The 12,744-nt window shown below is 63.9% G+C and carries 9 protein-coding genes; 4 read left to right on the top strand and 5 right to left on the bottom strand.

Annotated features, from left to right (window positions below):
- Positions 1–87: 87 nt before the first annotated feature.
- Genes AC1DQQ_RS14460 through AC1DQQ_RS14450 form a run of 3 tightly spaced genes read left to right on the top strand, consistent with a single transcriptional unit; the run spans position 88 to position 2,742 of the window.
- The gene (locus tag AC1DQQ_RS14460; RefSeq protein WP_478045568.1) at positions 88–888 is read left to right on the top strand and encodes a phytanoyl-CoA dioxygenase family protein; all 801 of its coding nucleotides are present in this window, start codon (positions 88–90) and stop codon (positions 886–888) included.
- Between the two features lie 13 nt (positions 889–901).
- A complete protein-coding gene (locus AC1DQQ_RS14455) occupies positions 902–1,717 on the top strand; it encodes a phytanoyl-CoA dioxygenase family protein (protein WP_478045567.1) in 816 nt (271 codons plus the stop codon).
- A complete protein-coding gene (locus AC1DQQ_RS14450) occupies positions 1,714–2,742 on the top strand; it encodes a phytanoyl-CoA dioxygenase family protein (RefSeq protein ID WP_478045566.1) in 1,029 nt (342 codons plus the stop codon). The genes AC1DQQ_RS14455 and AC1DQQ_RS14450 overlap by 4 nt, the downstream gene beginning before the upstream one ends.
- Before the next feature lie 398 nt (positions 2,743–3,140).
- Here AC1DQQ_RS14450 and AC1DQQ_RS14445 read toward each other — a convergent pair whose 3' ends face one another.
- Entirely contained in the window at positions 3,141–3,938 is a 798-nt protein-coding gene (locus AC1DQQ_RS14445) for a GntR family transcriptional regulator (protein ID WP_478045565.1), read from the bottom strand.
- A gap of 180 nt (positions 3,939–4,118) precedes the next feature.
- Between AC1DQQ_RS14445 and AC1DQQ_RS14440 the strand changes: the two genes are divergently transcribed.
- Positions 4,119–6,113 carry a cellulase family glycosylhydrolase gene (locus AC1DQQ_RS14440; protein WP_478045564.1) on the top strand — a complete coding sequence of 665 codons (1,995 nt, stop codon included), beginning with the start codon at positions 4,119–4,121 and terminating at the stop codon, positions 6,111–6,113.
- A 35-nt stretch (positions 6,114–6,148) separates the two neighbouring features.
- On the opposite strand, the gene AC1DQQ_RS14435 is transcribed toward AC1DQQ_RS14440, so the two are convergent.
- The 4 genes from AC1DQQ_RS14435 to AC1DQQ_RS14420 form a co-directional block, all read right to left on the bottom strand.
- Positions 6,149–7,657 (bottom strand): tryptophan halogenase family protein, encoded by a 1,509-nt coding sequence (locus AC1DQQ_RS14435; RefSeq protein ID WP_478045563.1) that lies wholly within the window; start codon positions 7,655–7,657, stop codon positions 6,149–6,151.
- Positions 7,654–8,703, bottom strand: a complete 1,050-nt coding sequence (locus AC1DQQ_RS14430) for a cupin-like domain-containing protein (protein WP_478029580.1) — start codon at positions 8,701–8,703, stop codon at positions 7,654–7,656. The genes AC1DQQ_RS14435 and AC1DQQ_RS14430 overlap by 4 nt, the downstream gene beginning before the upstream one ends.
- A complete protein-coding gene (locus AC1DQQ_RS14425; RefSeq protein WP_478042365.1) occupies positions 8,696–9,409 on the bottom strand; it encodes a SapC family protein in 714 nt (237 codons plus the stop codon). The genes AC1DQQ_RS14430 and AC1DQQ_RS14425 overlap by 8 nt, the downstream gene beginning before the upstream one ends.
- Before the next feature lie 71 nt (positions 9,410–9,480).
- Positions 9,481–12,669 carry a TonB-dependent receptor gene (locus AC1DQQ_RS14420; protein ID WP_478029576.1) on the bottom strand — a complete coding sequence of 1,063 codons (3,189 nt, stop codon included), beginning with the start codon at positions 12,667–12,669 and terminating at the stop codon, positions 9,481–9,483.
- Between the last annotated feature and the right edge of the window lie 75 nt (positions 12,670–12,744).

The raw sequence follows: 12,744 nt of genomic DNA, 5'->3' as shown, positions 1-12,744 counted from the left end.
CGCCCTTTCGCCTCTTGCAAATTCGATCTATTTTTGATGTAAATTGCGTAAATATGCTGCATTAGATCGAATCATGGGGAGATGGATATGCCGGATCGCGACAGCTGGGAGGAGCGTGGCTTCTTCATCGAACGTGGCCTGCTCTCGGCGGCCGTCACCGAGCGGATCGAGCGCGAGGCGGTTGACGCGATCCGTGCCGACCCGCCGGCGGGGCATGGCGGCGAGCGCGTCTATTCGACCGCCGACGATTTGCTGATCTATCCTGAAAAGGCGCCGAGCCCGGTGGCGCGCAACCCCGAGGATTTCATCGCCAAGGTATTCAATTGCCACATCGTCGGCGCGGCGCACGACCTCGCCGTCGATCCCGTGCTCACCGATCCGCTGCGCGACATCCTCACCGACGATATCGACTGTTTCCAGAGCCAGTTCATCTTCAAGAATCCCGGCGTGCTCGGCCAGCCCTGGCATCAGGACGCTTATTATTTCCGCTACGACAAGCAGCCGCAGGTGACCGTCTGGGTCGCGCTGAGCCGCGCGACCTTGGAGAATGGCTGCCTGTGGGTGCTGCCCGGGTCGCACAAAAGGCAGCAGGTGTTCGAGCATGTCGCCGACCGCCGGCCGGAAAGCCTGCAGGGCTATCAAGAGATCGTGTCGGAGGACACCGCCGAGGAAATCCCGGTGACGATGGAGCCCGGCGACGTGCTCTTCTTCCACTCGTACCTGATGCATCGCTCGACCGACAATGTCGCCGATTATCGCCGATCGGCGATGGTCTACCATTATGCCGAGGCGGGCACCGAACCGCTCGATGCGGTCGCGGCGGCGACGCTCGCGCACGTCAACCGCTGGCTCCCCGCGCGGCGCGCCACTTCCACCATCTCAGCCTAGAAGAACGGATCCAATGTCGACCCAGACCTATCCCCGCCCGCATCCGCTCAACCACGATTTCCATTGGCAGGACGTGCCCGGCGCGCGGCCGCTGCGCCGCCTGACGCGCGACGGAGTGAAGGCGTTCGACCGCGACGGCTTCATCGTCATCAAGAACGCGTTCAGCGATGCCGAACTGACTGCGGTCGAGGCGGCGATCGACCCGATCGAGCAGGCCTATGAAAAGTACGTCAAGGAACAGGGCGGCAATCTCAGCCTGACCAACACCGACGCGATCACCTTCACCACGCATATCGTCAAGCATTCGGACGTGCTGCGCCGCTTCGCCGCGCATCCCGTGATCCGCGACCTGTGCCACGATCTGATGGGCGGAACGGTGCGGCTCTATTGGGACCAGTCGGTCTACAAGAAGACCGGGGTGAAGCAGGAATTCCCCTGGCATCAGGACAATGGCTACACCTTCATCGAGCCGCAGCAATATCTGACCTTCTGGATTCCGTTGCTCGATGTCGACGAGGAGAATGGCTGTCCCTGGATCGTGCCCGGCCTGCACAAGGGCGGCACGCTCGACCATTGGCGCACGCCGATCGGGCTCAAGTGCCTCGAGGAGGCCGAAGACGCGGTCGCGGTGCCGGCGGAGAAGGGCGACATCATCCTGTTCTCGTCGCTTTCTCCGCATCGCACGGGGCCGAACCTGCGCGACGGCACAGTGCGCAAGGCGTACATCCTGCAATATGCCCCCGACGGCGCGCATACGATGGTCGACGGCGAGACGATCCGCCAGGACGATGCCGAACGCCAGTTCATCATCGAGGGCGCCGGACAATGATGCGCGACGACAGCGCGGCGCTGATCGAGGCGTATCGCAGCGATGGCTTCGTCGCGGTACGCGGGCTGATCGATCCCGCCGAACTCGCCCCGCTCGCCGCCGAAGTCGATGCCGCGGTCGCGCGGCGCAAGGCGCGCGACACGCGCAGCCTGGCGGAGAAGTCGCGCTACGAACAGTCGTTCGTGCAATGCCAATATATGTGGGAGGATTCGCCCGGCATCCGCCCCCTCACCTTCCACGAGAATGTCTGCCGGATGGCCGCCGAGCTGATCGGCGCCCCGGCCGTGCGGCTGTGGCACGACCAAGCGCTGTTCAAGGAGGCTGGCGGCAAATCGACCCAGGCGCACCAGGACCATCCCTATTGGCCGATCGCCGAGGACGCGACGATCACCGCCTGGATTCCCTTGGTCGAGGTTGATCGCGAGACAGGCTGCATGGGCTATGTCCCCGGCTCGCACCGCGACGCGCGGCAATTCGTCGACATCTTCGCCGGCAACGACAGCAACGGGCCGCAAGTCGAGGACCAGGCAGTGTTCGTCCCCGCTCGGCCGGGCGACGTGCTGTTCCATCATGGCCGCACGATGCACATGGCGCTGCCCAACCAGTCGGGGATAACGCGCCGCGCCTATACCGCGATCTATTTCGCCGACGGCTGCACGCGCAGCGGCGAGCGATCGCATCCCTCGGTCGACCGAACCGGCATCGCGATCGGCGGCCGATCGACGGGCCGGCGACACCGATTGCCTGGCCGCTGGCAGGCGGCGGGTTCCCGGAGCCGGGACCGTGGCCAGACACTGGCGACGAGAGGTTCCGGCGTTCGGCTGTGCTCGGGATCATCCCGGAAGTGGCGTAGGTCGGCCCAAAACCGGCTGCTCGCGCTTATGCCGGCTGCACCGAAAAGCGGATCTCGCGAGCATAGAACGACCCCTCGAGCCCAATGCTGCTCTCCCAGGTCAATTCGAGGTCCCCGATTTGTGGACCCGCTGACGTGGCCCATCCGCCTTGCTTCGCCGCGACCCGCCTGACGCCGAGATCCTGAACGATTGCGCCGGCATCTCCAACCAGCGAGATGCCAGTGATTCCGTCGAAGTGAACGAATAGACGCGCATGGCGGTCGCAGACGAAAAATCCTTTCGCGTCTATCTCGCTCGTCATCCGACAAGCTTTAAAGACGATCGTCGCCTCGCCGGCCGTGACGTCTAACCTCTCGATCTCCCAATCATGAAAAGAGGGTACGAAGCCGAACCATCCGGTGACCTCATCGCTCCCGGGCAACGTCCGAAAAAGCTTCTCGTCCGTCGTCCAGTAAATTCCGTCAGAGCTTGGCATGGCACCGTGCTATCCCAACCGCCCCAACACCAAAAGGCGGGATTTACCGCGCCCGCGGGGCTGCCACCACGCTGACGCTGAGCCGGCGCATGCGTCAGGCGGCCGTTACGGGGCGCCGTCCACGCACACTCTGAACACCGCCGCGCCGGCGCTTCGGCTGGTCGAGCTCGGCGAGGTTACGCCGGATGGTCTCGCGCATCGGCTCGCCGCCCTCGAAGAAGCGGTCGAGCAAGGAATGCAGCCGGTCGGCGTCGCCGCTGACGATCGCCTCGACGATCACGCGGTGCTCGGCATGGCTGTCGCGCGCACGGTCGGTGGCGAGATCGGCGTGAAGATTGACGTAGCGCTCGGCGCGGTCGCCGAGATTGCCGACCACCCCCCTCAGGATTCGCGATCCGCAGCCGGACAATATTTCCTCGTGCAGGCTCTTATATGCTTGCTGCCACAATTCGCGCGCCTCGGGATCGGCATCGGTCATCACCTTGCTGACCTTGAGCGAGCGGTGCAGCGCGAGCACGACGCGCTCTTCCCACTCCTCGCCGCCACGCTCGACCGCCATTTCCAGCGCGAGCTGATAAGTCCGCCGATAGATATCGATCAGGTCGTTATAATCGGCCAGCGACACGCCGGCGACGCGATAGCCCTTATTATGCTCGTGCTCGATCAGCCCGCGCGCCGAGACCAGCAGGATCGCTTCGCGCACCGGGCTGTGCCCCACACCGTAATATTGGGTGAGCTGTTCGACCTTGAGGCGTTCGAGCGGCGCGAACACGCCGCGTACGATGTCGCGGCGCAACCAGTGCGCGATCGCCTGGGTCGGGTTCTTGTCGGCGTCGATCCCGACGGTCAGGCGGGGATCGGTAAATGTTGCGACGGAAACCAATGCTGTCACATCAGGTCTTTCTGATCGGGCGAGATGCCGGCCTCATAGAGCAGCGGGCTGGGCGAATTGAAAGGTGTACCGGAAAACCACCCGCATCTCCTTTTCGTATTTTTTGATCATAATTGACTTTTTATTCTATTTTCGATCAAATTATAGCCGACCATTTCGTCACGGCTAGGCTTAGAAACCATGACTATCGACATCGCGACGCGACCTGCCCTTCTCCCCACCCTCTCGATCGACGGGGATCGGTTCGTCGACAGCCATGGGCGCCATGTCATCCTGCGCGGGGTCAATCTGGGCGGCGATTGCAAAGTGCCCTCCCCCAATGGCGGCACCCAATATCCGAGCGATTTTGCCGACCATCGCACCGTGTCGTTCGTCGGGCGCCCCTTTCCGATCGCCGAGGCCGACGAGCATCTGGCGCGGCTGGCGCATTGGGGTTTCAATTGCCTGCGCCTGCTCACCACCTGGGAAGCGGTCGAGCATGCCGGGCCGGGCCAGCACGATCAGGACTATCTCGATTATTTCACCGAGATCTGCGCGCGCGCGGGCAAGCACGGCCTCTATCTGTTCGTCGATTTCCATCAGGACGTCTGGTCGCGGATGACCGGCGGCGACGGCGCGCCGGGCTGGACGTTCGAGGCGGTGGGCCTCGATTTCACCAAGTTCCACGCGGCGGGCGCGGCGCACGTCATGCAACAGGTCTACGATTATGGCAGCGACGTCCGCCGCCAGCCGCAATATCCGCAGATGAGCTGGGGATCGAATTACCGCCTATCGGGCAATGCGATCATGTGGAGCCTGTTCTGGTGCGGTGCCTTGTTCACCCCCGACCATCGCGTCGACGGCGAGAACATCCAGCATTACCTGCAGCGCCATTATCTCGGCGCGATGGAAGCGATCGCCGAGCGCGTCGCCGGCATGCCGCACGTGCTTGGTTTCGATACGCTCAACGAGCCCGGCACCGGCTGGGTCGGCGATGGCCTGAGCTATCGCCACTTGGCCCCGAGCGAGGAAAACCGAACGCGCCCCCGCCCCGGTGTCGCGACGTCGGCGCTTGACGGTCTGGCCGCGGCGAGCGGGCTATCGGTCGAAGTGCCAGTGCTGCGGCGCAACCTCGATACCGGCCATGCCGAGCCGGCGGGCAGCCGCGTCATCAATCCTGACGGCGTATCGATCTGGCGCGACGGCGTGACCTGTCCGTTCGCCGCCGCGGGCGCCTGGCGTGTCGAGGGCGGTAAGGCGGTCGCGCTCGACGAGGAATTCTTCCGCAGCCGCGACGGCCGCCGCATCACGATATCGGAGGACGGCTTCGGCCCGCTGTTCCACGCTGTCGCGGAGACGACGCGGCGGCACAATCCCGACTGGTCGGTGTTCGCCGAGCTCGACGCGTTCGGCGCGGCGTCGGGGCGCCCCTTCCCCGAGCGCATGCCCGAGCGCTCGGTCAATGCCAGCCACTGGTACGACGCTTCGACGCTCTATCTGAAGACGTTCGATCCCAACAATTCGTATGACTTCCTTACTGGCGAACTCGCGACCAGCGAGGATCAGGTGCTGCAGCGTTATGTCGCGCAGATCGGCTATAAGGCGGCGGGCGGCGCCAAGACATTCGGCCCCAACGGCGCGCCGTCGCTGATCGGCGAATTCGGCATTCCCTATGATCTCGACGAAGGCGAGGCCTACGCCGCCTGGGATCGCGGCGAGCGCGATCCGGCGATCTGGGCGAAACACGATCTGTTGCTCGGGCTGATGTACGACGCGCTCGACGCGCTGCAGCTCAACTCGACGCAGTGGAATTACACCGCGTCGAACCGCAACGACCTCAGGATCGGGGACAATTGGAACCAGGAGGATCTGTCGATCTTTTCACGCGACCAATTGGTAGCAGGCGATTCCAATTCTGGCGGTCGTGGGGTCAGGGGATTTTGCCGGCCATTCGCCAGGCACGTCCAGGGACGAATCCACAACATGCATTTCGACCGGGCGAGTGGCGACTTCGCGCTGACCTTCGACGCTGATCCGGCGATCGCGGCGCCCACTGAAATCTACGTGCCGCGAACGCAATATCCCAACGGCTGCACATTCGACGTCGCCGGGGCCCACCTTGTCTTCGCGGAGCAGCTTGCGTCGGTTCGGATCGAAAAAGCCGGACGAATCACGATCACCATAAAGCGGCAATGACGCGCCGGTTCGCCATCGGCGGACGAATGTCGATGTCAGCGCAGCGCTGCCGCCGGAACCGGTGCCGCGTAGCGCGTCAGGAACTGAGCCAGGCTCGGCAGCTGCGGCAGCCGGGCCTTGATCCCCGCGTCGAGCCCGTCCAGCGCCTGGCGAAGATTGGCATCGGACAGCTGGCTCGGCAGCAGATGCCAGCCATCGGGCGTCAGGCCCTGCCCCATCATCACCTGGCACCAGGAATCGACGCGGAAAATCTCGTCCTGGTCCTGATGCGCCATCGCCTGTTCGCGGAACAGGTCGAGGCGGGCGGCCAGCGTATCGGGCAGATCCATCTGCGCCATGCGTTGCCAGAACGGCGCGTCGCGATGGTTGAGCGCGTAATGCAGGATGACGAAATCGCGCACGTGCGTCCACTCGGCTTCCGACCGCGTGTTGAAGCGTGAGGCCAGCGCATCATAGTCGCGCGTGAACGGGAACGACTGGATGAAGCGCGTGATCGCGATCATCACCAGATGGATGCTGGTCGACTCCAGCGGCTCGATGAACCCGCCGGCGAGGCCGAGCGCCAGGCAGTTGCGATGCCATGCCCGGCGGCGCATCCCCGCGGTGAAGCGCAGCAGGCGCGGCTCGAACAAGGGTTCGCCGTCGATCCCGGCCAACAGCGTCTCGCGCGCGGTGTCATTGTCCATGTCCGCGCTGCAAAACACGATGCCGTTGCCGACCCGATGCTGGAGCGGAATACGCCAGCGCCACCCGGCGTCATGCGCGATGGCGCGGGTATAGGGGACGGGTTCGCCGGCGCTTTCGGTCTGGACCGCGAACGCGCTGTCGGTCGCCAGCCAGTGGCTCCAATCGTCGAACCCGGCCTTGAGCGTTTGCTCGATCAGGAGCGCGCGAAAGCCGGTGCAGTCGATGAAGAAATCACCGTCGACCCGCTCGCCCGATGCCAGCACCAGCGATCGGATGTCGCCGCTGTCCGCATCCTGCGACACTTCCGCGATACGGCCCTCGACACGTTTTACCCCGTCGGCCTCGGCAATGTTCCGCAGGAACCGGGCATAAGCGGTGGCGTCGAGATGATAGGCATAAGCGAGGCCGAGCTCGGGATCGGCGGAGAAGCGGTTTTCCGCCGCCGCGCGCAGCTCCAGCGAGTAATCGCCATAAGGACGCCCGAACCCGCGATGCCGCGCCTCGAGCCAGAAATGCTGGAAATCGGCGACGAACACCGATCGCCCGACCGATCCGAACGAGTGGAAATAATGGTCGCCCGGCCGGTCCCAATTCTCGAAGCCGATCCCCAGCTTGAAGCTGGCATTGGTCGCGCGGACGAACGCGTCCTCGTCGATGCCGATGAAGGAATGGAAGCTGCGGATCGTCGGGATGGTGGATTCGCCGACGCCGACGGTGCCGATCTCGTCGGATTCGACAAGCACCACCTCGATCATCGGGCTGAGATGCTTGGCGAGCGTGGTCGCGGCGATCCAGCCTGCCGTGCCGCCCCCCGCCACGACGACGCGACGGATCCTGTCGGGAGTTGCTTCGGTCATCGATTGAGCTGCCTTTGGATCAGGGCGCGCAACTGCCGCGCCGCCATGGGATCGAGGGACGCCAGCGGCCCGCGGGCCGCGGTGGGCAAATGGGCCGCCGGGCGCTCGGGCGGGCCGAAGATGTAATAGTCGAACATCGCGCGCCACGCGGCTTTCTCGTGCGCCGGGCGATCGCGGAGCGAGAGCATGGCGTGGAGCAAGGTCGTCATCGGCGTGTCGAGGAAATCGGGTGCCGCGTTCCACCAATAATTGACCAGCACGTTGAAGTCGTCGAGCGCCTCGACCTGGTGCCACCACAAGGCCGGGTAAACGAGGACGTCGCCGGGCTCGAGTTCGGCGATCTCGCCGGCCGCCGCCGCCTTGGGAAAATCGGGGAAGCGGTCGAGATCGGGTGCGGCGAAATCGACCATCGTCACGACTTGCCCGCCCGGCGTCGGCGCCAGCGGACCGGGATAGAGGTTGGCGACCTGGTCGGGCGGGAACAAGGTGAAGCGGCGATGCCCGACCGCGCAGCACGCCGCATTGTTCGACATGTCGAAATGCGCCGCCGCGATCGTACGATTGCCGAGCCAGATGCTGGCGAGCGGCGGATGCTTGGCGAACAAGTCGCCCGCGGGCGCCAATTCGTTCTCCGCACGAAAGCCCGGGAAGAAGGTGTCGAGGTCGGTCGAGCCGATGTAGAAAGCCGGTGCGTCTGGGTTGCCGCGCTGTTCGAAGATGCGGGCGAGGAAGGCGTCGAACGCGACGCGTTCGCCGCGGAAGTTCATCGCCGTCGCGTCTTCGTTATAGTGGAAGCGGCCGCCGGTTGCCGGGTCGGCGGTATAGCCGACCACCGGCTGTCCGCTGTGGAACCGCAGCAGATAGTCGACGGCGCGTTCCGGCGATTGCAGCCCAGCCTGGACCAACGGCCAGTCACGCGCGACGCCCTTCAGGATCGTCGGCACGCCCTCGGCGACAATGGCAGCGAGATCGGGCGCGGCGATATTTCCGTCCAACTCGCGGGTTCGCCGAGTGACGGCGATCCGGACGGGGGCGGCATCAGCCATCGCGGCGCCGCTTGCGCGCGACCAGCGCGGAGATGTTGCCCAGCGAGGATGCCGCCCAGATCGCCGGCCGCAGGAAATCGTCGCGATGCAATGCCGCGAGCGCCGCGCCGTCGAGCGCGGCGAGCCGATCCTGCGCGATCGCATAGCCGTCGGGCACGGTGAAACGGCGTCCGTCCTCGGTCTCTATCCGCAGCTCGACCGGCTGGATCAGGTCATGCTCCTCGAACGCGGCGAACATGGCGGGCGCGGCCTGCGATCCGACATAGACGCGCTGGAGCGCGGTTGCGACCTGGTCGAGTAGGGGCGCGTTGCCGCCATGGTCGAGGAAGATCGCAGCGCCCTCGCCGCCATGGCGCACGCGAGGATGCGACGGGTCGATATGGATCATCGGTTCGCCGGCAACGCCTTCCGGCGGGACCCCGATCGAGAACGGACCGCGGCTCATCAGCGCGGGGATATAGCGCGCGTCCCAATGCGTGCCGTCGAGATAGAGATTCTCCTCGGCATCGAACCCGAGCAGGACGGTCGCGCGATAGGCGCCGGCAGGGTCACGCCGGAACAGGATCGCATATTCGCGCTGCAATTCCTCGAACTCGGTGGCGAACACCATCGTCTGGTTGACGGCATCGCCATAAGCGGCGCCGCGATCCACCACGACCCGCAGATCGGCATGGTCGACATTGTTGAGTAGGACGGGGTTTGCCATCGCTGCCGATCCTTAGACGAAGAAGGCCGCTTGTGCAGCGGCCTTCCCCATTTCCAGCATGTGATGGCTGTTCAGAACTTGAAGCGCGCACCGACCAGATAGCGGGCCGACCCTTCGGCCAGATACCAGGTGTTGCTCGGATCGCGACCATAGGTCCGGACACCTTCCTCGGTAAGGTTGATGCCTTCGAAGCTTACCGCGATGTTCTTGGTGATGTCATAGCTGAGGTTGAGGTCGAGCTGGCCATAAGGCGCGGTGTACACCGGGTTGTGATAAGAGTCGCGGTTGAGCTGGCTCAGGAACTTGGCGCGCCAGTTATAGGCCAGACGTGCCGAGATCCCGTATTTCTCATAGATCAAAGTAACGTTGGCGGTGTCCGACAGACCGACCAGCGCGAACTGGTCGACATTGGGATTGGCCGCCACGTCGATTCCGACATCGCCGCGCACCAGCGTGTAGCTGGCGGCAAGGCCGAAACCGGTCCGGCCGAAGAAATACTGGCCAGCGATCTCGACGCCGTAAATCTCCGCGTCCTTGTTGTTGATCGGCGTGTTGACCGAGAAGTTGAACAGCGGATCACTGGAGTTGGCGATAATGTCGACCGCGGCCAGCGTCGAGTCGACGAAGCCCTGATCGAGTGCACCATTGTGATAGTTCGCCTGGAACGCTGCATTCGCCGCCGCCACGTTGCCGTTATTCTGCTGCAGCAAAGCGGTATAGGTAAACAGGTTCACGTCGGTGATGCCGGCCTGTAACGCAGTCAGCTGGTCCTTGGCTATGCCCGAGCGCGTGCCCGCAGCAGCCGATGTGGGATCCCGCAAGCCGAACAGGTTGCGATTGACCAACGTGTTGCCGATGAAGTTGTGGACGCGCTTGTCGAAGAAGCCGACCGAGAAATAGCTGTCCTTGTTCGGATACCATTCAAGCGAGACGTCGAAATTATCCGAGTCGAGCGGATTGAGATCGGTATTGTTGGCAAAACCGGTCGCAGTGCCGCCGATCGCGGTCGGACGCGGCGGCGCGCCGACAGTGGTCGAGGCGAACAAGCTGCCATAGGGAGCGCGCGCGATCGTCTTCGAGTAAGAGAAGCGCCCCTTCAGCTTGTCGGTAAAGCCGATCGAGAAATCCATCGACGGCAGCAGATTGTTGTAGGAGCCCTTCGACGTCAGCGCCTGACGATCGGTCGAGTTGAGGATGTTGAAGTCGTTGTCCGCCTGCCAGACGATTGCGAGCGGAACGGGTTGCAGCGACTGGGCCGTGACCTTGGTGCTCTCGAACCGGGCACCGGCGACGAGCTGCGCCTGCATGTTGCCGATCGTGCCGTTCCAGGTGATCTGGCCATAGACCGACCAGATGCTCTCCTTGACACGGTTGAAGCTGTTGGTGTCGATATTGTTCTGGTGGTTCACGCCATCGTTCGTGATGCCGATATAATGCTGATACAGCGTATTATAGAGCTTGGTCGCGTCCTCGGTGCGCCACGCCACCAGCGTATTGGCGTCAGCGTTCGGATTGTTGTGGGTGAATTGGCAGGCGGTGCAGAACTGGAAGACCTGCCCGGGCGCCACGGCATTGATCTCGGGCGGCAATGAGTTGCCCCAGTCGCCGAGAACCTGACGCGTATTATACTGCGTCTGCAGCGTATTGGTGGTGCGGTAGCCGCCGCCGAAATCGAACTTGCTGCCACCGCCCAGATCCCAGGTGCCGTCGAGGCGCAGTTCCTTGATGCGCTGCGATTGGGTCGAGGCGAATTGGCGCTGAATCGCGCCGGACAGATCGCCTGCATCGAGCTTGTTATTGCAATTGCCCTTGATGAACGGCGTGCCGTTGGGGGTGACGCTCGGCGTGCAGTCGTTGAAGGTCAACGTCTGCTGCGGGAAGCCGCCCGGAGTGGTGGTGAGCGAGTGCGAGGTCACCACCGGCATATTGAACGCGACCGTGGTCGAGGTCTGGCCATTGGGGTTGTCCGGCAGGCTTTCGGCCTTGCCGAGATGCCCGTCGAGCACGAACTTCAACCGATCGGTCGCCTGCCAATCGATATTCAGACCGACATCCCACAAACGGTTCTTCTGTGCGCGATAGGCCTGCTCGAACGCCTCATCCTTCACGCCGTTGATGGTTTCGTGAAGGTAGGAGGTCGTGGCGATGCCGTTGGACGCGTCGTCGAACGTCACCTCGTCGAATGGCCGGTTGAACCAGTTGGACTGGGTCGAACGGCGCTCGGACGCCCGGAGCTGCGCATACATACCGTCAGCAGTAATGGTCAGCCCGTCGGTCGGCCGGAATTGCAGCATCGCCTGACCGTTCAGCCGCTCACGGCTGTCCTCGGAGAAATGGTAGCGGCTGTCATCAGGCACCGAAACCAGGACATTGGCATTGCCCGGCACGTTGTTGAGCTTGGTCGCGGCGTTAACGAAACCATTGGCCGGATTGAGGAAATCCGACAGAGTGCGAATATTCCAGTCGTTGCTCGCGACGGTGGGGACGCTGAAGTTGCGCTTCTGGTAGCTGCCGAACAGCGAGACGCCGACCTTCTGATCCTTGTCGCTCCAGCTGAGCAGGCCGGAAACTTCCGGCGTCACATGGCTGCCGCAGCTGATGCAGTCGTCGGCACTGGTATCGTAACTGGCCTTCGCGCCGATCGTGCCGGTGAACCCACTTTCCCGCGCATCGAGCGGGCGTCGGGTAACGACGTTGATCGCGGCACCGATGCCGCCCGACGGAATCGCGGCGCGGCCGGTCTTGTAGACTTCGAGCGTCTTGACCCCTTCCGCGGCGAGGTTCGCGAAATCGAACGACCGGCCGAAGCCGCCCGCGCCATCGCCGTTCTGATCGCCGCCCACCGAGACGATATTCGACGTGGCGAGCTGGCGCCCGTTCAAGGTGACGAGGTTGTACTGTGCGCCGAACCCACGGACGGTGACGGTCGAGCCTTCGCCGTTGACGCGGTCGATCGACACGCCGGTGATGCGCTGGAGCGATTCGGCCAGGTTGGTGTTGGGGAATTTGCCGATATCCTCGGCCGAGATGGCGTCGACGATACCGTTGGAATTGCGCTTGATCGCGATCGAGCGTTCGAGCGAGGCGCGGACGCCGGTGACGACGATGTCACCGCTCGATGCGGCCTGATCGTCGGCCGGTGCCGGCGGCGCCGCGTCGGGCGCAGCCGTTTGCGGTTGAGCCTGAGCCGCAGCCACGCCCGGCGCTGCTAGCCCGACCGCAAGTGCCAGCGCAGACGCAGAAATTCTCAATGTCCTCATGCCCCGGATCCTCCCTACCTGGTCGGCATCTTCCCATGCCGACACGATTTTGATGTTAAGCGATGTGGTCTCGCC

Source organism: Sphingomonas sp. P4_G3 (assembly GCF_056401105.1).
Note: the sequence above shows the minus strand (reverse complement) of the source record. Positions and strands in the feature narration are given on the sequence as shown.